At 48.9% G+C, this 25,497-nt stretch carries 22 protein-coding genes; 11 read left to right on the top strand and 11 right to left on the bottom strand.

Annotation, left to right across the window (positions count from 1 at the left end; translation table 11 throughout):
- Positions 1-4 precede the first annotated feature (4 nt).
- Together AB6805_RS17840 and AB6805_RS17845 are read right to left on the bottom strand one after the other, a co-directional pair.
- Positions 5-3,160 carry an efflux RND transporter permease subunit gene (locus AB6805_RS17840; protein WP_370910802.1) on the bottom strand — a complete coding sequence of 1,052 codons (3,156 nt, stop codon included), beginning with the start codon at positions 3,158-3,160 and terminating at the stop codon, positions 5-7.
- Positions 3,161-3,178: 18 nt separating this feature from the next.
- On the bottom strand, positions 3,179-4,315 hold the full coding sequence (locus AB6805_RS17845; RefSeq protein WP_370910803.1) for an efflux RND transporter periplasmic adaptor subunit: 1,137 nt from the start codon (positions 4,313-4,315) through the stop codon (positions 3,179-3,181).
- A 277-nt stretch (positions 4,316-4,592) separates the two neighbouring features.
- Here AB6805_RS17845 and AB6805_RS17850 point away from each other — a divergent pair, with 277 nt between their 5' ends.
- Positions 4,593-5,729 carry a redoxin domain-containing protein gene (locus AB6805_RS17850; protein ID WP_370910804.1) on the top strand — a complete coding sequence of 379 codons (1,137 nt, stop codon included), beginning with the start codon at positions 4,593-4,595 and terminating at the stop codon, positions 5,727-5,729.
- Between the two features lie 85 nt (positions 5,730-5,814).
- On the opposite strand, the gene AB6805_RS17855 is transcribed toward AB6805_RS17850, so the two are convergent.
- From AB6805_RS17855 to AB6805_RS17870, 4 genes are all read right to left on the bottom strand, one after another.
- Entirely contained in the window at positions 5,815-6,234 is a 420-nt protein-coding gene (locus AB6805_RS17855) for a VOC family protein (protein ID WP_370910805.1), read from the bottom strand.
- Positions 6,235-6,341: 107 nt separating this feature from the next.
- The gene (locus tag AB6805_RS17860) at positions 6,342-7,448 is read right to left on the bottom strand and encodes an ABC transporter permease (protein WP_370910806.1); all 1,107 of its coding nucleotides are present in this window, start codon (positions 7,446-7,448) and stop codon (positions 6,342-6,344) included.
- Positions 7,449-7,458: 10 nt separating this feature from the next.
- Complete coding sequence (locus AB6805_RS17865; protein ID WP_370910807.1) at positions 7,459-8,226, bottom strand: DUF1295 domain-containing protein; 768 nt, start codon at positions 8,224-8,226, stop codon at positions 7,459-7,461.
- The gene (locus AB6805_RS17870; RefSeq protein WP_370910808.1) at positions 8,223-9,203 is read right to left on the bottom strand and encodes an NAD-dependent epimerase/dehydratase family protein; all 981 of its coding nucleotides are present in this window, start codon (positions 9,201-9,203) and stop codon (positions 8,223-8,225) included. The genes AB6805_RS17865 and AB6805_RS17870 overlap by 4 nt, the downstream gene beginning before the upstream one ends.
- A gap of 129 nt (positions 9,204-9,332) precedes the next feature.
- On the opposite strand from AB6805_RS17870, the gene AB6805_RS17875 reads away from it, so the two are divergent.
- The 4 genes from AB6805_RS17875 (at position 9,333) to AB6805_RS17890 (ending at position 12,573) form a co-directional block, all read left to right on the top strand.
- Entirely contained in the window at positions 9,333-10,160 is an 828-nt protein-coding gene (locus AB6805_RS17875; protein WP_370910809.1) for a helix-turn-helix domain-containing protein, read from the top strand.
- A 308-nt stretch (positions 10,161-10,468) separates the two neighbouring features.
- A complete protein-coding gene (locus tag AB6805_RS17880; protein WP_370910810.1) occupies positions 10,469-11,374 on the top strand; it encodes an SMP-30/gluconolactonase/LRE family protein in 906 nt (301 codons plus the stop codon).
- A 42-nt stretch (positions 11,375-11,416) separates the two neighbouring features.
- Positions 11,417-11,779, top strand: a complete 363-nt coding sequence (locus AB6805_RS17885) for a hypothetical protein (protein ID WP_370910811.1) — start codon at positions 11,417-11,419, stop codon at positions 11,777-11,779.
- Positions 11,780-11,937: 158 nt separating this feature from the next.
- On the top strand, positions 11,938-12,573 hold the full coding sequence (locus AB6805_RS17890) for a murein L,D-transpeptidase catalytic domain-containing protein (protein WP_370910812.1): 636 nt from the start codon (positions 11,938-11,940) through the stop codon (positions 12,571-12,573).
- Here AB6805_RS17890 and AB6805_RS17895 read toward each other — a convergent pair.
- Positions 12,556-13,560, bottom strand: coding sequence for a phosphotransferase enzyme family protein (locus AB6805_RS17895; protein ID WP_370910813.1), 1,005 nt, complete (start codon positions 13,558-13,560; stop codon positions 12,556-12,558). The two genes, AB6805_RS17890 and AB6805_RS17895, sit on opposite strands and share 18 nt — an antisense overlap.
- Positions 13,561-13,608: 48 nt before the next feature.
- Complete coding sequence (locus AB6805_RS17900; protein ID WP_370910814.1) at positions 13,609-14,145, bottom strand: GNAT family N-acetyltransferase; 537 nt, start codon at positions 14,143-14,145, stop codon at positions 13,609-13,611.
- Positions 14,146-14,196: 51 nt separating this feature from the next.
- Between AB6805_RS17900 and AB6805_RS17905 the strand changes: the two genes are divergently transcribed.
- Positions 14,197-14,862: a YiiX family permuted papain-like enzyme gene (locus AB6805_RS17905; RefSeq protein ID WP_370910815.1), complete on the top strand. Its 666-nt coding sequence runs from the start codon at positions 14,197-14,199 to the stop codon at positions 14,860-14,862.
- A gap of 41 nt (positions 14,863-14,903) precedes the next feature.
- On the opposite strand, the gene AB6805_RS17910 is transcribed toward AB6805_RS17905, so the two are convergent.
- Together AB6805_RS17910 and AB6805_RS17915 are read right to left on the bottom strand one after the other, a co-directional pair.
- Positions 14,904-15,347 carry an SRPBCC domain-containing protein gene (locus tag AB6805_RS17910; RefSeq protein WP_370910816.1) on the bottom strand — a complete coding sequence of 148 codons (444 nt, stop codon included), beginning with the start codon at positions 15,345-15,347 and terminating at the stop codon, positions 14,904-14,906.
- Positions 15,348-15,381: 34 nt separating this feature from the next.
- Positions 15,382-15,711 carry an ArsR/SmtB family transcription factor gene (locus AB6805_RS17915; protein ID WP_370910817.1) on the bottom strand — a complete coding sequence of 110 codons (330 nt, stop codon included), beginning with the start codon at positions 15,709-15,711 and terminating at the stop codon, positions 15,382-15,384.
- 152 nt (positions 15,712-15,863) lie between these two features.
- On the opposite strand from AB6805_RS17915, the gene AB6805_RS17920 reads away from it, so the two are divergent.
- From AB6805_RS17920 to AB6805_RS17930, 3 genes are read left to right on the top strand one after another with little or no spacing between them, the layout of a single operon-like run.
- Positions 15,864-16,637 (top strand): GDSL-type esterase/lipase family protein, encoded by a 774-nt coding sequence (locus AB6805_RS17920; RefSeq protein WP_370910818.1) that lies wholly within the window; start codon positions 15,864-15,866, stop codon positions 16,635-16,637.
- 11 nt (positions 16,638-16,648) lie between these two features.
- A complete protein-coding gene (locus AB6805_RS17925; protein ID WP_370910819.1) occupies positions 16,649-17,548 on the top strand; it encodes a hypothetical protein in 900 nt (299 codons plus the stop codon).
- 14 nt (positions 17,549-17,562) lie between these two features.
- On the top strand, positions 17,563-17,865 hold the full coding sequence (locus AB6805_RS17930) for a hypothetical protein (protein WP_370910820.1): 303 nt from the start codon (positions 17,563-17,565) through the stop codon (positions 17,863-17,865).
- Positions 17,866-17,897: 32 nt separating this feature from the next.
- On the opposite strand, the gene AB6805_RS17935 is transcribed toward AB6805_RS17930, so the two are convergent.
- Positions 17,898-20,306 (bottom strand): FtsX-like permease family protein, encoded by a 2,409-nt coding sequence (locus AB6805_RS17935; protein ID WP_370910821.1) that lies wholly within the window; start codon positions 20,304-20,306, stop codon positions 17,898-17,900.
- Positions 20,307-20,731: 425 nt separating this feature from the next.
- On the opposite strand from AB6805_RS17935, the gene AB6805_RS17940 reads away from it, so the two are divergent.
- Complete coding sequence (locus AB6805_RS17940; protein ID WP_370910822.1) at positions 20,732-23,992, top strand: SusC/RagA family TonB-linked outer membrane protein; 3,261 nt, start codon at positions 20,732-20,734, stop codon at positions 23,990-23,992.
- Between the two features lie 12 nt (positions 23,993-24,004).
- Positions 24,005-25,477, top strand: coding sequence for a RagB/SusD family nutrient uptake outer membrane protein (locus tag AB6805_RS17945; RefSeq protein ID WP_370910823.1), 1,473 nt, complete (start codon positions 24,005-24,007; stop codon positions 25,475-25,477).
- The last annotated feature ends 20 nt before the right edge of the window (positions 25,478-25,497 follow it).

Consider the following 25,497-nt stretch of genomic DNA (forward strand, 5'->3'; position numbering starts at 1 on the left):
TTTTTTAAGATGCCGGTGCTGTTACCGGCGGCTGCGCTTCTTCATTATCTTCTTCCTCCGGTGCACGTTTTATTTTTTCCTGTAAAGTCTGGAAGATGATAAACAACGTAGGCGTAATAAATATACCGAAGACTGTTCCCACCAGCATCCCGCCAACAGCGCCTGTTCCGATAGACCGGTTTCCATTGGCGCCCGCACCGGTGGCCAGCATCAACGGGATAAGGCCCAGGATAAAAGCGAAGGAGGTCATCAGGATGGGACGCAGCCTGGCCTGCGCGCCGCTCACCGCCGCTTCGGCAATACTCATCCCGCTGCGCCGTCTTTCTGCTGCATATTCTACAATCAGGATCGCATTTTTCGCGAGCAATCCTATCAGCATGATCAGCGTGATCTGAACATAAATGTTGTTGCTCACACCAAATAGCTGCGCAAACAGGAAGGCGCCGAAAATACCCACCGGTATGGCCAGCAGGATCGCAAAAGGCAAGAGGTAACTTTCATATTGCGCACTGAGCAACAGGTACACGAAAATGAGACAGAGCAGGAAAATGAAAATAGTTTGACTGCTCCCCGCCAACTCTTCCCTGCTCAGGCCCGAAAACTCAAACCCAAAGCCCGTTGGCAACGTTTCAGCTGCCGACTCCCTGATAGCGGCAATAGATTGGCCGGAGCTGAACCCTGCATTGGGTGTTCCATTCACACTGATGGAATTGAACAGGTTAAACCGTGTAATGGCTTGCGGGCCGTAGGTTTGCGAGAGACTCACAAACTCCGTAATCGGCACCATTACTCCCTCGCCGGTACGTACAAATACAGCGTTCAGGCTTTCTTCCGTTAGCCTGAATTCCGGCGAAGCCTGTACCATTACGCGGTATTGCTGACCAAACTGGTTGAAATTAGAAGCATAAATACCGCCAAAATATCCCTGCATGGCATTGGTGATATCTGTTACATTCAGCCCCGCATCCTTTATTTTCGGCACATTCACGTTCATCAGGTATTGCGGGAAATTAGGATTGAAAGAAGTGGTGGCAAATTGTATTTCCGGCCGTTGGGTTAATACAGAGAGGAAGTCTTTGCTTACTTTATAAAAGTGCGCAATGTCGCCGCCGGTTTTATCCTGCAACTGAAAAGCAAACCCGTTGGAGGCGCCAAAACCCTGGATGGTACCGGGCGCAAAAAACTTAATCTCCGCTTCGGTCATGTCCGCTGTTTTCTTGTTCAGTTCCTTAATGATTTGCTGGATGTTCCGCTTGCGCAGATCCCAGGGAGTGAGCCGCATCACCACCATCGCATAGTTACTGCCGGTACCGGACAATTGCCCGCGTCCTGTAACCGCCAGCACGTTATTGATTTCAGGTATGGTGGCTGCGATCTTCTCAATTTTGCGCGTCACAATATCGGTACGCTCCAGGGAGGCATCCGGTGGTAAACTGATGTTACAGTTAATTGTCCCCAGATCTTCTTCCGGCACAAAAGCTGTAGGCGTCATCCTGGCAAGGATTACCAGCCCCGCGCAGAAACTCAGCAGCACCATCACCGGTATCCATTTCCGTTTGCTGAAGAAGCGCAAGGTATTGGTATAGCGTTTTGTTAACCGTTCAAAAGCCACATTGAACGCATGATAGAAACGCTGCAGGAAGTTCATTTTCGTATGTTCCTTCCCGTGAGGCTTCAGGAAAATAGCGCAGAGCGCAGGACTGAGCGTAAGCGCGTTAATCGCTGAAAGCACAATGGCAATGGCCAGTGTGAGCCCGAATTGTTTATAGAAAATGCCGGAAGATCCGCCGATAAAACTAACCGGGATAAATACGGCAGACATCACCAGCGTAATGGACACAATCGCCCCGGATATTTCATCCAGTGCATCAATACTCGCTTTGCGGGCGGATTTATAGCCGGTATCCAGGCGGGCATGCACGGCCTCCACAATTACGATGGCATCATCCACCACAATACCTATGGCCAGGATAAGGGCAAATAAAGTAAGCAGGTTAATCGTGAATCCAAACAGCTTGAGAAAGAAAAAAGTTCCTATAATGGCTACCGGAACGGATATCGCCGGTATCAGCGTAGAGCGGAAGTCCTGCAGGAAAATGAACACCACCACAAACACCAGTATAAATGCTTCCACCAGCGTATGCAATACCTTATCGATAGAGGCGGTGAGGAAATCGTCCACATTTTGCAGTACCACATATTTCACGCCTTTGGGAAATGTTTTGGAAGCTTCTTCCATTACCTTCAGGGTTTCGCGGATCACATCGCGGGCATTGGAGCCGGCTACCTGTGCTACGCTAACGGAAACAGCAGGATAGCCATTGGTGCGGGTACTGTTGAAATAGCTGAGGGCGCCCAGCTCAATGCGGGCCACATCCCTCATCCGCAGCAAACGGCTGCGCAGGTTGGAGCGCAATACGATGTTGCCAAACTGGGTGGTATCAATGAGCGTACCCGGGTACCTGATCACATACTGGAACGATTGTCCGCCGCTTTCCCCGAACTGGCCGGGAGCGGCTTGTATGTTCTGTTCGGCCAGCGCCGCAGTGATATCCGCAGGTATCAGCCCGTAGGAAGCCATCGCCTGCGTATTGAGCCAGATCCGCATGGAGTAGTCCATGTTACCGGAGGCGGAGGCATCGCCCACACCGGGGATACGTTTGATCACCGGGGTGATATTAATATCAGTATAATTTTGCAGGAAGGTTTGATCGAACGATGGATTGGTACTGTAAACAGAAAAGATGAGCAGGTTACTGGTCTGCTTCTTTTGCACGGTAACGCCGGAGCGGGTTACTTCCTGCGGCAGCAGTGGTGTGGCGCGGGCCACGGCATTCTGCACATTCACGGCGGCCATATTGGGATCGCTGCCAATTTTAAAGCTAACGGTAATATTCGCTGAACCGTCATTACCTGCTGTAGAGGTAATATAGTCCATGTTTTCCACGCCATTGATCTGCTGTTCCAGCGGTACTACCACGCTTTTCAGCACCACGTCTGCGTTGGCGCCGCTGTAGGACGTTTGCACCTGTATGGTGGGCGGGGCAATGTCGGGATACTGGGAGATAGGCAGTGATACCAACCCCAGTATGCCCAGTGTGACAATAATGATAGACACTACTGTTGATAATACCGGCCGCTCTATAAATCTTTTTAACATGATATTGTTTTAAATGGATCAGAGACTGTTGTAAACACTGTCTGCGTTTACCAGGCGTGGCTTGATCACCAGGTCTTCCCGGAGGTTGCTGATCCCGTCTACCACTATTTTATCGCCCGCTTTCACGCCATGCTGCACTACAAACGACTGACCGGCAGCGCTGGCATTGGAGCCTATGTCTACTGATTTTACTTTGTTATCTGCATCCAGTACATACACGAACAGCTTGCCCTGGATCTGGAAGGTGGCCTTTTGCGGCACCAGCAGTGCGGTATCTATCAGCTGGGGAATCCTTACAATGGCGCTGCTGCCGCTGCGTACCAACCCATCCGGGTTGGAAAAGGTGGCCCTCATATTGAGCGCGCCGGTGGAGGGGTTGATTAAACCGCTCGCGGTTTCCACGCGCCCTTTGCGGGGCAGCACAATGCCGTTGGCCAGCACCAGTGTTACCGGTGGCAGGGTAGCCAGCTTTTCCTGCATGGTGGCGCCTTTTGAGGCGAGGAAGAAATCCAGTCCCTGTCTTTCGTTAATTGAAAAATAGGCGTAGATCTGGGTAATATTGGAAACGGTGGTCAGTGGGTTGGCGGTGGTGCTGCTCACCAGGCTGCCTATTTTATAAGGCAGGATGCCTACCACGCCGTCGGCCGGACTGTAAATAGTGGTGTAGCTTAAATTGGTTTTGGCGTTGTTAAACGCCGCCTGGGCCTGTGCCAGCGCTGCCTGCTTGGACTGCAGGTTATAGGCCGCAGCTTCCAGTTCATAGGCGCTGATAATGTCCTTTTCCACCAGGGGCTTTACCTTGTTGAGCTGCATCTGTGCGGCATTTACATCTGCCACCGCTATTTTGATATTGGCCTGGGCAGTATTTACATTCTGCTCATATTGCGGAGCGCTGATACGGAACAACAGCTGTCCTTTTTTTACGGTAGCGCCTTCGTCGATGTAGATGGCATCTACATATCCATCTATCTTTGGCCGGATCTCAATATTCTGGATACCCTGGATGGTAGCGGGATAGTCGGCATTGATGGTGGCGTTTTTAGGTTGCAGTACAATCACAGGGTAAGGCTTTACAGCGGTTTGTGTGTTCCCTTGTTGCTTGTTTTTACAGGCACATAACAGCAACAGCAGGAGCGCAATGGTAGATCTACTCATAGCATTTTTACAGTTCATTTAAATAATACAGACAGCAATCAGGTACTATGAGTAACTATCCGTTCAATTGTATTGTTCAAAAAACGGCGATAATTATCCGGTAGCTGGCTACGGGGGATTAGACGGTGGCAAGGCTAATTAGTTTATTATGACAATGTTAACTACTGTTAAAGCCGCGCAGGCGCCACTGTATGGAATAAAAAAAACAGGAATAACGCTAAGATTCCGGTGCTTTCCTGCTTTATTTCTTTATATACCAACTATCTAAAGTTAATTTATGAAAATAGGGATGTTAATAGGAGCACTGGCATTGCCGGCCATGACCTTTGCACAGCAGGCATACACACTGAAAGGTAAAGTGGGGCAGGTGGAACCTGGCGCCAAAGCCTACCTCGACCGGCGCGTGAATGGGGAAACCTTCCTTGACTCGGCCGTTATCAAAAATGGCATGTTTGAATTTAAAGGAACCTTGAAATCGCCCTATATGGTGATGCTGATGGTGGATCATAAAGGCACCGGTAACCCCGGCCCCGACATGGACCGTCGCCTGCTTTACCTGGATAATACCACTTTTACCATTGCCGGCAGCGATAATATCAGCGATGCGGTGATCACCGGTTCCCCGGTAAACAAGGAACACGACCGTTACAAATTGTTTATTGCGGCCTATGATACTGCTATGGCAGGCATCAACAAGGATTTTGGAGCGGCTACCGAAGCGCAAAGAAATGATACCGCTTTCACCAATAAACTGAATACCCGCTTCCATGCCGCCATTGCTGAAAAGAAAGCCTTGCAGCGCAGGTTTGTCAGTGAAAACCCCAATTCCTTTTTCAGCATTGTAGCGCTGAAAGAGCTGGCGGTGATGAATAACATGAACCTGAAGGAGCTAACGCCCATGTACAATGGTCTTACAGCTGCGCTGAAGAAAAGCCCTGCCGGCCAGGAGTTTTACCAGTCGATGGAAACCGAAAAGGCATTGGGCATTGGAGCGCCTGCGCCTGACTTCACCCAGAATGATATCAACGACAAGCCGGTGAAGTTATCCGACTTCAGGGGTAAATATGTATTGCTGGATTTCTGGGCTTCCTGGTGTGGACCCTGCCGTGCAGAAAATCCTAACGTGGTGGCTGCCTTTAAGAAGTTCCATGATAAAAACTTCGTGGTGCTCAGCGTATCGCTGGATCAGCCGGGGAAGAAGGCTGCCTGGCTGGGCGCCATTGAAAAAGACGGTTTGCAGGACTTTGTGCATGTATCCGATCTTAAATACTGGGATAACGCGGTGGCGCGCCAGTATGGTGTACGGGGTGTACCTACCAACTACCTGATTGCGCCGGACGGTAAAATTATTGCAAAGAACCTCCGTGGTGAGCAATTGGATAAACAACTGACGGGGTTAATTGTCAACAAATAAAAGAAATGCTGTCCTATACCTGTCACAATGCAACAGCCGGTTCAGTGGAGTGAACCGGCTGCTTTATTTTCTTTTAAACGGGGAATCAGCCTTTCTGGGCATAGTCGTAATTGATCAGCCAGGATACGCCATACTGATCGGTTAACATACCAAAATAAGCATTCCAGGGAGCCTTGTTCATGGGCATGGTGGGCTGGCCGCCTTCCGACAAACCTTTAAACAAATTGTCTGCTTCCGCTTCACTTTCTGCTGCAATAGCCACAAAGAAAAGGTCGCCCAGGGTGCCTTTGCCATATGCGCCGGGCCTGTCGCTGCCAAACAGGAAAGAATCTTTACCGAGTGGTAGCGCTACGTGCATCACCTTATTTTCTTCGCCTTCCGCGCGATGCTCCATCTCTCCGAAGCGGGTGAATGTCTGGAATTCTTTGCCAAAAACAGCTTTGTAAAAATTAAAAGCCTCTTCACAATTGCCGTTGAAATTCAGGTAAGGATTAACTGCTGCCATGTTTTTATTTTTTATTTGTGTTTAATAAGATACCATAAAGTTAAGTTGCTGCTGTAAAGAAAGAGGTGGCCAGATACGACAATAAAAGGGGCAGTTGCGCCAATTTGTTATTCCCATTTGAACGACCGGATCGATAACCCGGCAATAAGTATACCCCATACGACTAGCCCCGCGAGTTGCAGCGGTATCTGCCAGATATGCAAACCTTCAAAGGCAATTTTGCGTAACCCGTCTACAAAAAAAGTTAGTGGGAGCAATTCACAAAAAGTGCGCAACCACACCGGGTAATTATCTATCGGGAAAAACAATCCGCAAAGTAATATCTGTGGTACGGTAAGCGTATTAGCCACCGGCGCAATGGAGCTTTCATTGCGGATAATGCCGCTGATAATAAAACCGATACCCATAAAAATCACCAATCCAAAAACAGAGAGCAGCAGCATTTCCATAAAGGTGAGGAGCCCGTTTACCAGCGTGAATTGAAATGCAAAGTATCCCAGCGCGGTGATGATAATAAAGCAGATGACCTGGAATAATAAGCGGCTGAGCATTTCACCCAGCAGGATGGCCGCGCGGCTCACCGGCGTTACGTATATGCGTTTCAGTACGAGCGTATGCCGGAGGTTAAACAAGAGGAACGCAGAGCTGAATACACCTGCCATGAGTAAAGAAAAGCCCAGTTGCCCCGGTAAAATAAAATCTATCTGCCGGTATACCCGCCCGGGTATATTCACCACCTGTATGGATGCCGGCGCCGGCTGATCCGGTAATATGCGTTGGTTTATCTTGCCGGCCGCTTCCTGCAGCGCTGCCTGGATCAGCGGCATTTTATCCGCTACCGCGCTGCTTCCCAGCAGATCTGTCCGGAACTGCGGCAGGCCGTTTACCACGGTGGGCGCATGAAGATATAGCACGGCGGCAATCCTTCCTTTTTTCAGATCCGACAACATCGCTGCGGAATCGCTGCCATAAGAAAGGTCGAAGATACGGATGGCTTTAATGGCCGCATACATGGGGTTGGCGCTGTCGCTGTGCGGCGATAGCCGGACCTTTACTTTTACGGCGGTGTTGTCTACCATGGCGCCAAAAACCGTAACGAAAATAACGGGGAACAGGAGGGCAAATACAACGGAAGTAGGGCTTCGTAGCGTGGCAATAAGACTGGCTTTTGCCATCACCAATGCTGCTTTAAACTGACTGTACTTCTTTGCCATAAGCGGGTTGTTACCAGATAAAAGGAAGTAATGCTTTCCGGTTGGCCGGGTATTCAGGGAATTGTTGCTGATACCAGCGGTGGTTGGCCATTGCACGGGGCACCAGGTTAGCGCAGGTCCAGATAAAAAAGGCCAGCGCCGGCAGGCTCCAGGTAAGTAATGCAAAGCCTCCCCATTCAATAATTTCCCCCGCCAGGTTAGGAGAGGAGATGTATTTGAAAAGCCCCGCCTGTGGTATCTTATAACCTGTTTCATTTTTTTTTCTCAGGCGTATCAGCTGGTAATCCGACCACCAGTTGATAAACATGCCTGCGAAGAACAACAACAGGCCGGTGATAAACGACGGTGTGAAAAATGTATGATCGGGATAGTGGTCAAAAGCGGTAAACCAGATGCCCAGCAGGGAGCCATTCACGGTATTAAACAGCATGGCCGATAACATAATCACCACCGGCATTTTTTTGCCTTTGGTACGTATCATAAACGGATATACGAAACTGCGGTGTACATAATGCAGCAGGAAGAGCAACACCATAACGCCGGCGGGGGAACGCCATAGAAAAGTACGCAGCGGGATCCATATAAGAAAGGTAACCAGTACGGTGGCTTCCATCAGCAGCCAGGCCAGTTTATTGGAGATCATGGGGCCCCATTTATCGCTGCTGTAGCGGCCGTAAGGCGCCTCCCTGCGTAACAGGTAAATGCCCGCGCCAATACCGGTAAGCGCCCAGCAACAAACAAAAACAACATAACCTGGTGATGGTAAATAGTCAATCATTTGATAGCGCCTGTTTGTTTGAACCAATCAATGGTATCCCGAAGGGTTTCCGTAAAGGGCCGCGGCCTGAAATTGAGTTCAGCGGCGGCTTTTGAATGATCAATTTTTTTGTTGCTGTAAATCAGGTTATACACCGACTGCCGCGTATAAAAAGGCGGTCCGCCGCTGATCACCGCCAGCATTCTCACTAATGGCAGCATGCTGAATACAAGCCATAAAGGTACTACCCGCAGCGTTACCGGGCGTGCTTTTATCCGGCCAACTTCCCTGTTCAGGCTTACGAGTGATACCCATTCGCCGCTCAGAAGGTATACAGCGCCGGCGGTTCCCCGGGCTAATGCACTTACAATGGCCCCCGCCACATCCCTTACATCAACGAAATCAACACCACCGGGAAAAAGAGCCGGTATTTTTTCTTTATACATATTAATGATGGCTTTACCTATCAGCGATGGTTGCCGGTCGAACGGCCCCATGACGGCTGTTGGCGCCAGCACTACCACTTCCATGCCGCTGCCGTTATATTCCAGCACAATGGCCTGCGATACGGCTTTGGAATAGTCGTAACCGTGCCGCGTGGTTTTTACCACGCCGCGGCTTTCATTCATCGGTTCATCATAGGGCGCCTGGTCGTACGCAGTAACGGAGCTGAGGTGAATGAATCTTTTAACGCCTGCTTGCTGTGCGGCGGCGGCCAGCAGCCGCGTGCCGTGTGTATTGATGTGAAAAAGGGTTTTATTGGGCCGGTCATCTACCGAAATGACTGCCGCCAGGTGTATCACGGCATCCGCACCTGCTACGAGCTGGCGGATAGCCGCTTCGGCTAACAGCTCCCCCTGTACGAAAGTAATGCCCGCCGGGGTGGTTTCCGGCAACGGTTTCCGGGTAAGCAACCGCAGGGTATGCCCTTCGGATAAAAGCAGCGGAACCAGCACACTGCCTATATAGCCGGAAGCTCCGGTCATCGCAATTTTCATCTTTAAATATAAAATAAAATTAACCCGTAGAAGATAACGCTTATAGGTAGCATTGGTTGACTTTTTTAATATTTGTATATATTTGTTTCAGCGGATTGCAGTACTGAGCACCTATAGCCGCACACATCCATGAAATCAAAAAGTTACAAACCACATCCGGCCCTGAGGGATCTCGTGAGTTATTTTGGCATCTACGAAGTAGATTTTAGCCAAAATAAGGCGCTGTCAAACATTTACAGGTTTGTGCCCGCCTATCAGCGGTTTATTATTTTTTACCTGGAAGATCCGATCAAAGTATTGAAGGCCGGTCACAGCGACTATGTAACCAAAACCGTTTGTGTAACCATCGGGCCGCAGGAGCAGCCGGTAACCCTGGATATGGGACGCCGCCACCTGGCGCTGTGCATAGGCTTTCAACCCGGTGGCCTGCACCGCCTGCTGAAGATTCCCATGCCTGAAATATATGACCAGGATTTTGATACCCGCCTGCTGATGGGTAATGAAATTGATGAAATCACCGAACGGTTGAAAGAAGCCGACGATTGGGCACACATGATAAGTATCGTTGAATTTTATCTGCTTAAAAAAATATCCCAGGTAAAGCCTATCCTGCCGTTAGACAAAGCGATGGCCGCCCTGGTAGCCACCGGCGGCAACGGAACAATAGAAGCCCTGGCGTCGCTTGCCTGCCTCAGCCTGCGGCAGTTTGAACGGAAATGCACCGAACGGCTGGGAATGCCGCCCAAACAATATGCGCGGCTCATCCGCTTCTGTAAAGCCTACCAGTTAAAAGAACTGTTTCCCGAGAAAACCTGGACCGAAATCGCTTACAAGAGCGGTTATTATGACCAGATGCACTTTATCCGGGACTTCAAAAAATTTGCAGGCATTACCCCTTCCTTTATGCACGAACAGGAACTCACCAATACCATACGGCTCCATAAAATAATGGAGTAAAGCAAAAGATGTCGCTTTTGTACTATGTCCCTGCCATTAATCACGATAATTTCGCTCTATCAACGTACGACCTTTCTCCATAGGAGTAGCATCCCCATACCGGAATAGATCGCCATTCTAAAATCGGGTAAGATGTCATCCAGCGTTGGTTACCCCAAAAAATCAATATCATGTTTACCTGTAGGCGGGCTATTTACATAGCCGGCTCTATAAATAAATATGATCTCTTCCACCAGCCCTTCTTCTCCTCATTTTTAGAAAAAATTCTCCGCAGGATTGATTACAATTGTAAAAATTGACGGAGCACTATGCGGTTAAAATTTTATTCCACGTTACTATTGGCTACCTGTTGCTACCTCGGTGCAGGTGCGGTTACAAAAGATACCCTTCCGCCCACAGTGGCTAAAGATGCCCGGCTGAAGCTGGTTTCAAAACAATTCGACTTTACAGAAGGCCCTGCGGCCGATAAAAAAGGGAATATCTATTTTACAGATCAGCCCAACAATAAGATCTGGAAATATGATACCAAAGGGAAGCTGTCTGTTTTCCTGAAGGAAGCAGGCCGGGCCAACGGGATGTATTTTGATGGAAAAGGCAACCTGGTAGCGTGCGCAGATGAGCAATACGAGTTGTGGTCCATCTCTCCCAATGGAAAAATAAAAGTGCTGGTAAATAATTTCGGCGGTCACAAGCTCAATGGCCCCAATGATGTTTGGGTGGCCCCCGGCGGCGGTATATATTTCACGGATCCTTATTATCAGCGTGATTACTGGTTGCGCAGGAAACCCGATATGAAAGAAGAAAATGTTTACTACCTGGCGCCCGGCGCAAAAGAAGCGGTAGTAGCCGCAGCAGATATTAAGAAGCCTAATGGTATTATCGGTACGCCCGATGGAAAGCTGGTGTACGTGGCAGATATCGAGGGCGGCAAAGTATACCGCTACAACGTGAATGCAGATGGCCGTTTGACTGGTCAATACCTCATGGCGGACAAAACAACGGATGGTATTGCGCTCGATGAACAAGGCAACCTTTATCTCTGTGGAAACGGGGTTACCGTCGTTAACAAAAATGGCCAACAGATCGGGCAGATCCACGTGCCGGCAGAATGGACTGCCAACGCCTGTTTCGGCGGGAAAGATAATAACATCCTGTTCATCACCGCCGGTAAAGGCATTTATACGATCCGTATGAACGTAAAAGGCGCTGAATAACACCCGGAAGTTGTAATATTGCGGTCAGAAAAAATTATGATTATGTCAGTTGCGATGGATATCATGCGTGCCCTGGATCCTGCGGGATTGGAAAGGTTTAAGATCAACCTGGATACACCCGCACAACCGGAAAAGATAGGAGAGGTGTGGACGCTGAAAGTAGTGCCGTTTGAACAAACCGAATCTGCCCGGAAAGCCTTTAACCAGCAGTTTGATAATAACAAAACCGCCAAATCATGGGTAGTGGAAAATAAGGCGGAAGCCATTGCAGTGGTGCAGGAATTATACGGGCAATACGCAGATAAACTGCCGCAGCCCTTTGATGAGACGCAACTGCACATCGGTCATTATCCTCCCACTGGCCGTTACTCGATCCTCATTCATGTTAAAGATATCTGGGAATAACGCGGATTTTGTCTTTCTCGCTGATTACGCTGATTATACTGATTAGTTTGATTTTATTTTTGGATTTTTTTTGATTTAATAATTAGGGGAGATAAAAGCGAAGTATCGCAATTTTTGCGGATGCTTATGGAAAATGTGTGGCCCTGCATCTGACAAACATGATACGGTTCAAAGCATGGAGGGTTTTGCTGTTGGCAGCACTTTTTTTTGCCGCCTGTAAAGAAAAAAATACCACTACACATTCAATACCATCATTGCTGCCTGCTTCGCAGGAACTTGTGATGGCGCCTGATGAGACACGGCTGCACGAAAAGGCAAAAGTGTTGCAACAGTATGCCGTGAAGCATGGTTATAATACCCGCTATGCTTTCCTGGTAGATTTCAGCGTGTTTTCCGGTGGCAAAAGATTTATCTGTTACGACCTGCTGCATCATAAAATAAAAAGCAGCGGCCTGGTGGCGCATGGCCAGGGACCGGATTTCAGAGCCGAAAAAGTAGTGTTTTCCAATGTATCCGGCAGCCGTTGTTCTTCACTTGGGAAATATCGTATAGGCGGCAAGTATAGTGGCCGGTTTGGCACGGCGTATAAATTATATGGCCTGGATAGCAGTAACAGTCGTGCGTTCGACCGGTTCGTAGTATTGCACAGCCACGCCTGTGTGCCCGCAGCTGCACAGGATCAGGGCATTTGCCGCAGCGATGGCTGTCCTACACTGAACCCTGCTTATTTCGCTTCGCTGCAACCCTATATAGATACCTCTTCCCAGCCGGTGCTGTTATGGATTTACCAGTGATGCGTTCTGTAGATACAGGTCGTAGTACCGCTTTACCAGCACGTTGATAAATCTTTTAAGATAGGCTTCGTTTAAGAAAGAATTAGACCAGTTGTGATAGCGGTCGCACTGAACACCCAGGTAAAAGAAATACATGCATACGCCCAGTGCCGGGATCAGTCTTTGCTCCTCCGCACTGAGAGGGGTGATAACCGAATAGCCTTCAAGGAAACGGTCTATTTTAACCTGGCACTCCGGCATATCGCGGATCAGGCTATGGAGTTGAAGGATATAGTAAGCCACATCCAGGCATTGCCAGCCATTGCCGCAGAAGTCGAAATCGAAGAGCGTAATTTCCCCGTCGGGGCGGATATTCATATTATCAAACCAGATATCCATATGCACCACGCCCTGCCGGATGGCAGCGAGGTCGGCATCTTTCAGCAACTGTAAAAGATGAGCCTGTGCCGTAGCCATGAACACCATTTCAGGGGTATCTGCCGGCAGAAATTTTTTAAGCGATTCCAGTGGCTCCACCAGTAGGTTTTGCGCGGTATAAGTAACCCTGTTCAGGGTAAAGGGCTGTGTAAGCTGGTGCATGCGGGCCATCACCATACCCGCTTTTATGTGTAACTCATCATCGTAGTGCAGTAATTTTTCTCCTTCTGCAAAAGAAAACAATACGCCATACCGTTCGCCTTCCGGTGCGGGCAGGGTTTGTATAAAGCCGCCCTGTTTGTCGGCCAGCGGCCACGATACCGGGATGCCACCTTCTTTAAGCAACAGCAGCAGCCGGAGCTCTTCGGAAATATCGGCGCGGGTTCGCCAGTGCAGACTGTACACGCGGAAGATATATTTGCCGGCGGAAGTGGTCACCTGGTAAGTATCGTTTACGCCTGATTTAATGAGATGGCAAGTGGCGCTGTCCGCCGCGTTGTAGTGTGATTGCACGAACAGCGCCAGGTGCGGCGCGGAGAGATTGGAACTGGAAACCGGGAAATGACTCATGAACCGCGCTTTGAAATGAAAAAGGGCGTCGAATATAGTGAAATAAATTTATTGCAGCTTATGCAACGGCAGGTTTAACCGCATAATAAGGTCCGTTTGCATTTCAGTTCCCAGCTGAAACGGATGTGTGGTAAACTCGGTAAAGCCGTTTTTACGGTAAAACGCAATGGCTTTGGTATTGTGCTCCCATACACCCAGCCACAGGAAAGGAGCGCGGGCTTCCATGGCAAGGGTCATGGCCTGGTTGAACAGCTGCTGACCCACTTTTTTCCCCTGGTGCGACTTTAAAACGTATATGCGTTCCAGTTCTACCGCCCGGCTGTTGTACAACTCCGACTGTGCAGATCTGAAGTTCACTTTCATATAACCGATTGGCTGATTTTTGAGCATGGCGAAATAAAATTCTGAATCCGGCTCGCTCAGCTCTGCAGATAATTTGGCAATACTGAAATTCTCCTGCAGGTATTGTTTCATATTTTCCGGTGTATTGTCGGCTGCAAAGCTCTCCTGGAAGGTTTCCCGGGCTATTTGCTGTAGCAGTTCCACTTCAGCCGTAATAGCCGGCACGATAAGTATGTCGTTCATTTTCTATGGGTTATATAATAATAGGATCTATTTTTACTTAAATTCGGGTTTATGTCAGGTCTCAAAAAAATTATACTTACAGTACTGGCGCTCACCATTGTAACGGGTACCTTACCGGCGGCGTCTTATATTTTCACGGGCAAACATCTCTCCAAAAAATTAACAGCTACATTTCCGGTTGTCCGGGAAGGGGATATCATTTTCCAGGTATCCCAGTCAGACCTGAGCACAGCCATTCAACAGGCTACACATTCCAAATATAGTCATTGCGGAATAATTTTTAAGAGAGATGATCAGTGGTTTGTGTATGAAGCCTTACAACCAGTAAGATATACCCCGCTGATGCAATGGATTAACAGGGGAAAGGGCCGGCATTTTGTAATAAAACGGCTGAAAGATGCTGGTACCGTGCTCACGCCGGAAGTAGTGGCTAAAATGAAGGCAGCAGGGGAGCAATACAATGGCAAGGACTACGACTTCTATTTTGGTTGGTCCGATGAACGGATCTATTGTTCTGAACTGGTATGGAAAATTTATAAAGAAGGAACCGGCCTCGAAGTAGGCAAGCTGCAGCAGCTGAAAGATTTTGACCTGGGCAGTGCGGCGGTAAAGCAGCAAATGAAAGAAATCTACGGAAACAATATTCCGTTGTCGGAGAAAATTATTTCGCCGGTAAGCATGTTTGAATCCCCATTGCTCGTGACCGTGGCGGAGTAAAGGAAACGCCTGATGAAACATCGTCCCATCAGGCGTTGTACTCAATTTGTTACTTGTTCTTTTTCCAGGAATGCAGGTAAAGAGGTACCAAGAATATAAGTCCACCCTTCATTAAAGTTACTGGCAGCAAAGGCAGGATCATTCGCTGCTGCGAAGCTGTGAATGCCGGCATGTGTTAGCACCAGTTTGGTTTTCCCGCCTTCGGGAAACAGTTCCCACGTTACTTCCGATTCGCCGGGTTCGCCTTTGTACTTCCAGGTATAACTGAGTTTTTTACCCGGTATCACGTCTGTGATTTTACAAAGATGAACATATTGTTTGTTATCTTTTTCTACTGTGAAGCTGAATTCAAATCCCTTTTCCGGTTTAAAAGCCGCGAGATCGAAATACCATTGCTTCATTTTGTCTTTGTCTGTAATGGCTTCCCATACTGCATTAACGGGGGCGTCCAGGGTACGTTCGAATACCAGTGGTTTGTTACTCATGGTGAATTTTTTTATTGATAAACGATTGACATGACTACTGTTTTTTCCTGCGGTGCTTAGGTGATTTGGCCAGGTAGTTTTCCAATGCATCCAGTTTCTGTGTCCAGAATTCATGGTACTGGGCAGTCCAGTCGGCCACGGTTTTTAACTGCCTCAGATCTGCGCTGCAAAAGCGTTCCCGGCCATCCTGCCGGATGGTAACCAGCCCGCATTCCGTCAGTATCCGGATATGTTTGGAAATCGCCGGCCTGCTGATATCGAAATTGTCCGCAATGGCGTTGAGGTTCAGTGAACTGTTAGCCAGCAACCCGATGATCTGCCGCCGGGTAGGATCCGCTATTGCCTGAAATACATCTCTTCTCACGGTAATTGTTTTTAAGTTATGTAACCTTTCGGTTACAAATATAAGTAACCATTTGGTTACGCAAAAATTTATTTCCGGGAAAAGTGTTTTCAGGAAAAATGTTTGATTCTCAGGTGAAGGTGTTATTTTACAAGTTTGAAAGTTTTTATATCATGATGAGAATATTATCTGCTGCCCTTTGCTTCCTGGTACTCACCGCTGCCGGCGCGGCAGCGCAAAAGAAAAAGCTGGATATCGTCTTTATCGGCAACAGCATTACACAAGGCGGCGGCCTACAGCACCCGTTGCAGGAAGCGCCCCCGGTAAAGGCATGGGAATGGCTGAAACATGCGATGCCGGACCGGGAGATCCAATACAGCAACCAGGGCGTAAGCGGTTCTACTACGGTCGACTTCCTACCAGCTACCGGCCGTTTATTCAATAACGTGGTAGCCGCGGCAGATGCGTTTAAAAACGATCAGCACGCGCTCCTCGTATTCTCTATGGTACTGGGCACCAACGACAGCGCCATAGAAGGCCCCAACGGGTCACCGGTATCGCCGGAGCAATACCGTTTAAATGTAAAAGCGATATTGGACCAGCTGTTCACCAACTATCCCGGCTGCATCATCATTTTGCATCATCCCACCTGGTATAGTGCCAACACACAAAACAGTTCCCGTTACCTCGCAGAAGGACAGGCCCGTTTGCAATCTTATTTCCCGGTGCTCGACGCTATTGTTGCCAGCTATCGCACCAGTCATCCACACCAGGTATTCACCGGCTATCGCGATGGGTATAACTATTTTAAGAAGCACCCGGAACTGTTTATCCAGGAGCAGGGAAAGGCCGGCATTTTCCAGCTGCATCCCAATGCAAAAGGCGCAGAAGTGCTGGGAACCTTCTGGGCACAGGCGATTAAGAAAGTAGTGAGCAATTTAAAGTAATCACATACATTATGAAAGGGGTTATCACACTCATCTGCACATTGCTGTTGCCCGATTTTCCTTCTGCCTCCGCAGTGGAATTTCATGACGGCAGGTTGTATCTCATAGGAGATGATGCCACCTGCATCCAGGTGCTGGATAAGGCGTACCAGGTCATTAAAAGTATTCCCATTCCCGGCATCAGTGGCAAGCGCATTGCAAAAGCGGAAAAGGCCGACTATGAGGCTTCCGCGCTGATTAACCTGCATGGTAAAACCTACCTCATGGCCTCCGGCTCCCTGGCAACGGAAAAGCGCCGTCAACTAATGCTGCTGCCGCTGCCGGATGGCGACTCTGCCACCATGCAGTTTATTCCTTATCCGCCGGATTTCACCACGCAACTGCTGAACAGCGGGATCAATGAACTGAATATAGAAGGGGCCGCTGTAGTAAACAATACGTTGCTGCTGGGTAACCGCGGCAACAATACCTGGCCGCAGAACCAGCTGGTGCTGACGGTCCCCGGCTTCTGGGAACAGGCAGCCCCGGCGGTTAGCGTAGTACCGTTTACGTTACTAACGCCAACGCCTGTATTTACCGGCGTGTCGGAACTTTGTTACATAGCGGAAAAGGACCTGTTACTGTGTACCTTTTCTTCCGAAGCCACTGCTAATGCTTACGATGATGGCGCTATCGGCGACAGCTATATTGGCTGGATCCGTAATATCTCCCGGAAATTATCACAAACCACCCTTACGCCGGATGGCATGCTCAATTTAACAGCAGCAGATCCCGCTTTCAAAGGAGAAAAGATAGAAGGTATTTGCCTGGAAAGCATACAGGATAACATCCTCACGCTTCACCTGGTATCCGATAATGATGCCGGCGCCAGCCGGTTGTTTAAAGTAAGTTTTACCATTACTGCAAACTAAATAATCTTACCACTATGGATATACAATTTGATGAACGGACACTTTATGTGAAATATGATGAAGATATTGATAACACTATCTTCTGGGATGATGTAACCTATATTGCCGGATACAAAGTATATGCGTACCCGGGAGAAGCCGCCTTCCTGGTGTTTAAAACAATGGAGGGCGAAACCCTGGAAGTGTCCGACGAAATGAGCGGCTGGCTGGAATTGCTGGGCGGCTTACATACCATCTTTAAATTGCCCGCAGGCTGGGAAGAACAGCTGGCAGACAGCGAACCGGATGGAGACGATATCGTGTTTTATACAAAATAGACAACAAAGGCTGGTACGGGCCTTTGCCGCAATTATTCTGCCTGCAGGCTGTTCACAGGATTGGCCAGCGCGGCTTTTATCGCCTGGAAACTAACTGTGATCAGCGCTATCAGCAAGGCGCCTCCGCCTGCAACGATAAACACCCACGCATTCAGCGGCACGCGATAAGCGAAGTGCTGTAACCAGCTGCTCATGGCCCACCAGGCCAGCGGAAATGCAATAACGGCGGCCATTACCACCAATGCCAGGAAATCTTTCGACAACAGTTTTACAATACCCGTTACGCTGGCGCCCAACACTTTCCGGATACCAATTTCTTTGGTCCGCTGCGCAGCCGTGAAAGAAGCAAGGCCAAATAACCCAAGACACGCAATGGCAATAGCAAACAGGGCAAAAACCATGAACAGTGATCCCAGTCGTTGTTCCGCCAGGTATTGCCGGTTAAATGCTTCATCCTGGAAAAAGTAATTGAAAGAAAGCGAAGGAACCACCGACTGCCACGTCTTTTCCAGTCTCCCTACAGTAGCAGCCGCATTGCGGGTATTCATCTTCACGCTGATATAATTCAGCCAGTAAGGATCATAAAAAATGGCCAGCGGCGTTACCCCGCGTTGAAGCGAAGTAAAATGAAAATCTTTATACACGCCGCATACAGTACCCCAACCGTAATCAAATTCATGTCCCAGCGCATCTTCGGGTTTCTTCCAGCCAAAGAAGGGGAGGGCGGCTTCGTTGATCATGATATCGCCGCTTTTCCGGCTGGTATCCGGCGTCATGTTAACTAACCTGCCTGCCAGCAACCGGATATTATAAGTACGGAAAAATTCATTGTCGGCCGACAGCAGCCTGGTGTCGGTTTGTTTTGTCTGGTCGCCTTTCAGCCGGAAAAGGTTATTCCCAAATTCCTGGCCGGGTACATTGCCGGAGGCGCTTACTGAAATCACATCTGCCTGTCCCCGGAATTTTTCGAGGAGCGTTTTAATATTGGCAGTGGCATCTTTCCCGGTAACGGGAATCACCAGTACCTGCGACTGGTCAATGCCCAGATCGAAGCTTTTCATAAATTGCAGCTGCCGGTGTACTACGATGGTGGCCACAATGAGCAGGATGGAAATAGCAAACTGGGTTACCACCAGCACATTCCGCAGCGAATGCGTTTTCTTTTGTGCGCCATACCGTTGTATAATGCGCATGGGATTAAATCCGGAAAGTATAATAGCCGGATAGATGCCGGCCAGTATGCCGATGCCTGCACTGATACCAAGGCCCGCGCCAATAAGTGATGGCCGGAACAATTGTGACACCGTAAAAGTTTTATCTGCAATATGGTTGAAAAAAGGCAGCAGCACGACTATTAAAACAGCCGTAAGCGCAAATGCCATTACGCTCATCATCAACGCTTCAATCATAAACTGCAGCATCAGCTGGGAGCGGTTGGCGCCAATCACCTTTCTTACGCCCACTTCTTTGGCCCTGCTGCTGGCCGTGGCAGTAGCCAGGTTAATGAAATTGATGCCGGCGATCAACAGGATGAATAACGCTACGAAAGATAATATCCGCACATATAATATATCGCTGTTTTTACTGAGTTCGTACCGGAGGTTTGAATGCAGGTGAATAGTAGTAAGTGGCTGGATAAAATGCGTATATACCTGGTTGTTAGCCTTTATTTCATCGCCCACATACTGGTAGGCAATGTTCCTGATCTGTTTTTCAAAGGCTTCCCATTGCACGCCGGGCCTTAATTTAAAGAAGGTATGCGTCATGGTGCCGTGCCAGTTTTCCATGTTACGCCGGAACCATTGCTCGTTGCGGACGCTGACCGTGGAAATAACAAAATCCGGCCGGAAGTAAGTATTGGTGGGCACATTTTTTAGCACGCCCGTTACCCGGTAGCTCTTTTCGTTGATGGTTAATATTTTATTGAGATAGGTACTGACATTATTTTCTTTTCCAAAATATTTTTCCGCTTTTTCTTCCGTAAGCATAATACCATCCGCATTGTTCATCGCAGTGCGGGCATTGCCTGCCAGCAAAGGATAGGGTAGCACTTCCAGCAAGGTACTATCGGCAAAGTAGATGCCTTTCTCATTAAATTTTTTCTGTGCGCCGCTATTGCTGCTCACCGCGGTATTGCTGCCATATTCAAAGATCCTTGTGGCCGTTGTCACCTGCGGATATACCAGCAATGCCTGTCGCAGGAAACCTGATGTTTGGGCAAAGGCAATCACATCATTGGTTTGGGTTTTTACTTCCATGCCGGCGCGGTACACCTGTTCGTGCCCCGGTATCCAGCGGTCGTAGCTGTATTCATCAGTTACATACAGTGTTATAAAGAAACAACCGGTAAGCCCCAGCGTGAGACCGGTGAGGTTTAACAGGCCATGTGTGAGATGCTTGCGGAAATTCCGCCACGCGATTTTAAATTGGTTGCCGAACATACAGGAATGTTGAGGGCTATTGCGGCACTAAGAAAATGCCAATCTTCCGGTTATTGGTTATCAACACTTAATGTAATAGCAACTACCATTACGTTGTCCGTTTTTACGGGAGAAGTGTTCATTTCCGGACAGGCAATGTTTTCCCTTTTCCCGGGTGTAAATGAGTTAAATTAATAGGGGCAATCCGCAACACGATAAATTTATCTACCGCAAAATAACTGCGGGGATATTAGTCTATTGATTTGGTAGACTAAAAACTTGTTGTTACTTTTAACGCTGTAAACTGAAAATCTAATATCGCATCACCGGCCAATGAATGGTCCGCTGTTTTATAAACCGGCCCTGGTAAATCAACAGGTATCTGAAACGGTGCCTGTATGACTGCAGGCATGGCAACAACCTGCACAGGGCCTCAAAAATCACCTATGGACTCTTTTTACTTTCGTTCTTTAAAAGAAAAATGGAGAAGCGCACTATTGATGCTCACATTATTAACTCCGTTATACCTGGCTGCACAGGAAAAGCGTACAGGCGTTACCGGTACCGTGCAAAATGAAAAGCACGAAGCGCTACCGGGCGTATCTGTCACCGCCAAAAATGAAGCGTCAGGCACTACGGTATCCACGCAAACCAATGTCGGTGGCACTTTCCGTTTTCCCGACCTGGTGGTTGGCGCCCCTTACAGTTTCCGGTTTACCTCTATCGGCTACGAGCCTGCGCAACTGGGCAGCATTACTTTGCGGGAAAACCAGCCGGTGGCAGTGATCCTGAAAGAATCCAGCTCCTCGCTTAACCAGGTGGTAGTAGTAGGATACGGCGTGCAACGCCGGAGGGAAATCACCGGCGCCGTGGCCTCTGTGCGGGCCGCCGATCTGAAGGACCAGCCGGTAACCAGCTTTGAACAGGCCATTGCCGGTAAAGTAGCAGGCGTACAGGTATTACAGAATACCGGCGCACCGGGAGGCAGCATCAGCGTACGTATCCGCGGACTGAACTCCATCTCCGCAGGCATCGACCCGCTGTATGTGATCGATGGTATTCCATTGTCGAACGACCTGAAGAATTTACAGGGAGCTACAGACATGGTAAACATCACCGGGCAGGCATCTTTCCAGAAATCCCCTGATCCGCTCAGCACCTTAAACAGCGACGATATTGCGTCAATAGACATCCTCAAGGATGCCTCCTCAGCGGCCATTTACGGCTCCCGCGCTTCCAACGGCGTAGTGCTCATTACCACCAAGAAAGGAAAAACAAATGGCCTTCCTTCCTTTGGATACAGCATGTACGCCGGCTTTCAGCAGGTGAGTAAAAAAATAAAGCTGATGGATGCCTATCAGTGGTCAAAATTCAGCTTCGATGCCAAGAACAACGCTTACCTGGATTTCAAACCTTCGGGGAGTATCACGGATGATAACGCCACACGGGGTGGTTCCAATTACCAGATCGCACCGGAAATACTGCCTTACCTCGCAGGTAATCCAGGTCTCACTAACACCGACTGGCAGGATGCCCTGTTCAGAACAGCGCCCATTCAAAATCATACCCTGTCGGCCTCCGGCGGCAACGATAAATTCCAGTATTACATTTCCGGCAACTACCTCGATCAGCAAGGGATCATCCTGGGATCCGGCTATAAAAGGTATGGACTGAGAGCCAATCTCACTGCGGAACTGACTTCCCGTTTAAAGATAGGCGTTACCGTTAACCCTACCTTTGATCATTATGACCTTATCAACAGCGAAGGTCCCTGGACCTTTGACGGTATCCTCAGCAACGCATTGAAAGCATCGCCGGTATTTCCCGTGTATAACCCCGACGGATCACTGGCTACCAACCGGCAGAATGTGTGGGCCTATGGCTATTCCGGTGGTGAAAACCCGGTAGCGCTGGCAACAAAGATCAAAGATAAACTGGATCACGTGCGTAACCTGGGCAGCGCCTGGGGAGAATATGAAATCATCAAAGGACTGAAATTTAAAACCTTCTTCGGTACAGATATCAATCACTTCAGCAGGAATTATTTCCGGCCTTCCGTACTGGGAAGCTACCGGCCAATTCAACAGGCGGCGCCTACCATCCCCAAAGGATCGGCACAAACGGCCTTATCTGTAAACTGGCTCTGGGAAAACACATTGAACTACCAGTTCAATATCAGCGGCAAACACCGGTTTGATGTGCTCGCGGGATATACTTCGCAGAAGAATACCACCAAAGCCAACGAAACCTATGGTACCGGCTTTCCTAACGACGCCGTACAAACGTTGAATGCTGCCACCATCACCAGCGGTACCTCCACGGAATCGCAGTGGTCGTTGCTTTCTTACCTGGGAAGGATTAACTATAACTACGATGATAAATACTTTGTATCGGCCAGTATCCGCAGCGACGGATCTTCCCGTTTCGGCGCCAACAACAAGTGGGGCTACTTCCCCGCAGTATCAGGCGGCTGGCTCATTAGCAACGAATCCTTCTTTAAAATAAAAGCCATCTCCGAACTGAAGGCCAGGATAAGCTATGGTACTTCCGGTAACTTCCAGATTGCCAACTACGCAGCGTACGACCTGCTGGCCTCCAACGGTTATGTATTAGGCAACGGAAGCGGTACCGCGGTAAATGGCGTGGGACTGGCACAACCAGCCAACCCCGACCTCACCTGGGAAAAAACAGTGCAGCTCAACGCCGGCCTGGATATCGGCTTGTTGGAAAACAGGATTTACCTGAGCGCCGATTACTATCGCGCTACAACTTCCAACCTGCTGCTGGAAGTGCCGGTACCACTGAGTTCCGGATTTGGTAAGGCGTTGAAGAACATTGGTAAGGTGCGTAACTCCGGTGTGGAATTCAGTCTTACTACCCGCAACTTTACCGGTGCTTTTACCTGGAACACCAGCTTTAATATTGCGGCAAATAAAAATGAAGTGCTGCAACTCGGCGCCAATAATGCACCCATCATTTCCGATGGTGGTAACGGTACTATCTCACAGTTGTACATCACCAAAGTAGGGGCGCCCATTGGTAGTTTTTATGGTTATGTAAATGGCGGCGTATTCAAAAACCAGGCTGAAATAGACGCCTATCCGCATTATGCGAGCACCAAACCCGGCGATCGCAGGTTTGTTGACGTAACAGACGATAAGAAAATTGACGCGTCCGACAGAACAGATATCGGCAGTTACTTCCCGAAATTTATATGGGGACTCACCAACGAATTCCGCTATAAAGGTTTTGATCTCACCGTGTCATTACAGGCTTCACAGGGTAATAAGGTGATGAACCTGCAACGCCGCTTCCTGTACAACAGTGAAGGGAATGCCAACCAGATGATCGAAGAAACGGGTTACTGGAAATCACCCACAGATCCCGGTGATGGCAATTCTATGCGGCCTAACAGGGTTACCACCGGCAACAGCACACAGCCAAGTTCCTTCTTTGTGGAAGATGGTTCGTATGTGCGTTTACGTAATTTAACGATTGGTTATACATTCAACCAGCGACTGTTTAATAATAAAATCCAGGGCCTGCGGGTGTACCTGTCGGGGCAAAACATTTATACCTGGACCGACTACACCGGTTATAACCCCGAAGTGAATGCCCGGCCCGACGCGCCTTTGTCGCAAGGGGAGGACTACGGTACCTATCCGTTGCCCAGAACATTCACCGCAGGTATTAATCTTTCATTTTAAAAACAGGAACTTATGCAGTTAAATATCATCAAAGCAATAGCAGGCTTGTCGCTGGTAACGGTCATCACTTCCTGCAGTAAAAATTTCATCAACCTTCCGCCGGTATCCAATCAAACCACGGCCACCTTCTTTAAAACCACGGGCGATTTCCAGCAGGGTGTAAATGCTATCTATGATGGATTGCAGAATACGCGCAGCTATGGTAAGTCGGCCTACTACCTGATGGAAGTAAGAAGCGATAACACCGATATCCTTGACCGCGGCGCATTAGGCGGCGTGGCTTCGCAGATCGACCTGTTCACCGAAACCACTACCAATCCATTTCTGACCGATGTATACGCAGGCGCCTATCTTACGATATCCCGTGCCAACGCGGTACTGGACCAGATTGATGCCGCCGCTATCCCGGATTCGGCCAAAAAACAATTCAGGGGCGAAGCCCTTTTCCTGCGGGCATTTGTGTACTTCGACCTGGTGCGGTTGTATGGCAAAGTACCGCTGGTAACAAGGGTGGAAACAACTACCGAGTCGCTGAATGATAAGCGGAACGAGGTGGCAGAAGTGTATGCGCAAATTGAGAAAGACCTGCAATCCGCCGCCACCCTGCTTCCTGCCGTATACACTAACGTGAACGACTATGGGAGAGTAACCGCCGGTAGTGCCAATGGTTTGCTGGGGAAAGTATATGTTACCGAGAAGAAATGGAATGATGCCACCACCGTGCTGAAAAACGTGAACGGATATACGCTGTTGCCGGATTACGCAGCCTTGTATAACCCGGCTGCCGGTATCAACGCGGAAGTGTTGTTTACCATCCGTTTTAAAAAAGGATTGAATCCTTCCGAAGGCAACTACTACTTTACCGACATGGTACCGTTTTCTTTCTATTATAACGGTGTCGCCTATGGAGGATCTAACAACAACCGGCCCACACATGATATCGTGTCGGCTTATGAAGCCGGCGACAAAAGGCTGATCGCCTCACTGGACACCGTTTCGTATAAGAATGCTACTACCACGCAACCAGGTAATTATGTAAAGAAATATTTAGATGCTCCCGGTGCTACCGGTGATGGCGGCAGCAGTTTCCCGGTATTACGATATGCCGATATCCTGCTGCTCCAGGCAGAGGCATTGAACGAACAGGGGTATAGCGCTGCAACCGGCGCCAACAGCGCTTTTGGCTTCCTTAACCAGGTAAGGCGCCGCGCCGGACTGGGTGATAAAACACCCGCAGACCTGCCTAACCAGGCCAGTTTCCGGGATGCGGTTTTTGCTGAGAGAAGGGTAGAACTGGCCTTTGAGAATAACCGCTGGTTTGACCTGGTCCGTTATTCAAAAGGACTGGCCATTATGCAGGCACACCTGAAAAACGAGTATAATCTTACTACGCCGGCGCTTACGCCAGCCCGACTATTATTTCCTATACCGCAAAGCGAAATAGATATACATAACGATCCAGCCAATTTTCCTCAGAATCCTTGACGGTAGATGGTTTGAACTAA

It is taken from the genome of Chitinophaga sp. RCC_12, from assembly GCF_041360695.1.
In the GTDB taxonomy this organism is placed as follows: Bacteria; Bacteroidota; Bacteroidia; order Chitinophagales; family Chitinophagaceae; genus Chitinophaga.

What these genes read in the sequence shown, in the direction of transcription:
- AB6805_RS17860 (WP_370910806.1), bottom strand. Translation starts at nt 7,448, where the DNA reads ATGGCAAAGAAGTACAGTCAGTTTAAAGCAGCATTGGTGATGGCAAAA.
- AB6805_RS17875 (WP_370910809.1), top strand. Translation starts at nt 9,333, where the DNA reads ATGAAATCAAAAAGTTACAAACCACATCCGGCCCTGAGGGATCTCGTG.
- AB6805_RS17865 (WP_370910807.1), bottom strand. Translation starts at nt 8,226, where the DNA reads ATGATTGACTATTTACCATCACCAGGTTATGTTGTTTTTGTTTGTTGC.
- AB6805_RS17895 (WP_370910813.1), bottom strand. Translation starts at nt 13,560, where the DNA reads ATGAGTCATTTCCCGGTTTCCAGTTCCAATCTCTCCGCGCCGCACCTG.
- AB6805_RS17940 (WP_370910822.1), top strand. Translation starts at nt 20,732, where the DNA reads ATGGACTCTTTTTACTTTCGTTCTTTAAAAGAAAAATGGAGAAGCGCA.
- AB6805_RS17870 (WP_370910808.1), bottom strand. Translation starts at nt 9,203, where the DNA reads ATGAAAATTGCGATGACCGGAGCTTCCGGCTATATAGGCAGTGTGCTG.
- AB6805_RS17855 (WP_370910805.1), bottom strand. Translation starts at nt 6,234, where the DNA reads ATGGCAGCAGTTAATCCTTACCTGAATTTCAACGGCAATTGTGAAGAG.
- AB6805_RS17885 (WP_370910811.1), top strand. Translation starts at nt 11,417, where the DNA reads ATGTCAGTTGCGATGGATATCATGCGTGCCCTGGATCCTGCGGGATTG.
- AB6805_RS17840 (WP_370910802.1), bottom strand. Translation starts at nt 3,160, where the DNA reads ATGTTAAAAAGATTTATAGAGCGGCCGGTATTATCAACAGTAGTGTCT.
- AB6805_RS17910 (WP_370910816.1), bottom strand. Translation starts at nt 15,347, where the DNA reads ATGAGTAACAAACCACTGGTATTCGAACGTACCCTGGACGCCCCCGTT.
- AB6805_RS17935 (WP_370910821.1), bottom strand. Translation starts at nt 20,306, where the DNA reads ATGTTCGGCAACCAATTTAAAATCGCGTGGCGGAATTTCCGCAAGCAT.
- AB6805_RS17930 (WP_370910820.1), top strand. Translation starts at nt 17,563, where the DNA reads ATGGATATACAATTTGATGAACGGACACTTTATGTGAAATATGATGAA.
- AB6805_RS17920 (WP_370910818.1), top strand. Translation starts at nt 15,864, where the DNA reads ATGATGAGAATATTATCTGCTGCCCTTTGCTTCCTGGTACTCACCGCT.
- AB6805_RS17880 (WP_370910810.1), top strand. Translation starts at nt 10,469, where the DNA reads ATGCGGTTAAAATTTTATTCCACGTTACTATTGGCTACCTGTTGCTAC.
- AB6805_RS17900 (WP_370910814.1), bottom strand. Translation starts at nt 14,145, where the DNA reads ATGAACGACATACTTATCGTGCCGGCTATTACGGCTGAAGTGGAACTG.
- AB6805_RS17845 (WP_370910803.1), bottom strand. Translation starts at nt 4,315, where the DNA reads ATGAGTAGATCTACCATTGCGCTCCTGCTGTTGCTGTTATGTGCCTGT.
- AB6805_RS17925 (WP_370910819.1), top strand. Translation starts at nt 16,649, where the DNA reads ATGAAAGGGGTTATCACACTCATCTGCACATTGCTGTTGCCCGATTTT.
- AB6805_RS17890 (WP_370910812.1), top strand. Translation starts at nt 11,938, where the DNA reads ATGATACGGTTCAAAGCATGGAGGGTTTTGCTGTTGGCAGCACTTTTT.
- AB6805_RS17850 (WP_370910804.1), top strand. Translation starts at nt 4,593, where the DNA reads ATGAAAATAGGGATGTTAATAGGAGCACTGGCATTGCCGGCCATGACC.
- AB6805_RS17905 (WP_370910815.1), top strand. Translation starts at nt 14,197, where the DNA reads ATGTCAGGTCTCAAAAAAATTATACTTACAGTACTGGCGCTCACCATT.
- AB6805_RS17945 (WP_370910823.1), top strand. Translation starts at nt 24,005, where the DNA reads ATGCAGTTAAATATCATCAAAGCAATAGCAGGCTTGTCGCTGGTAACG.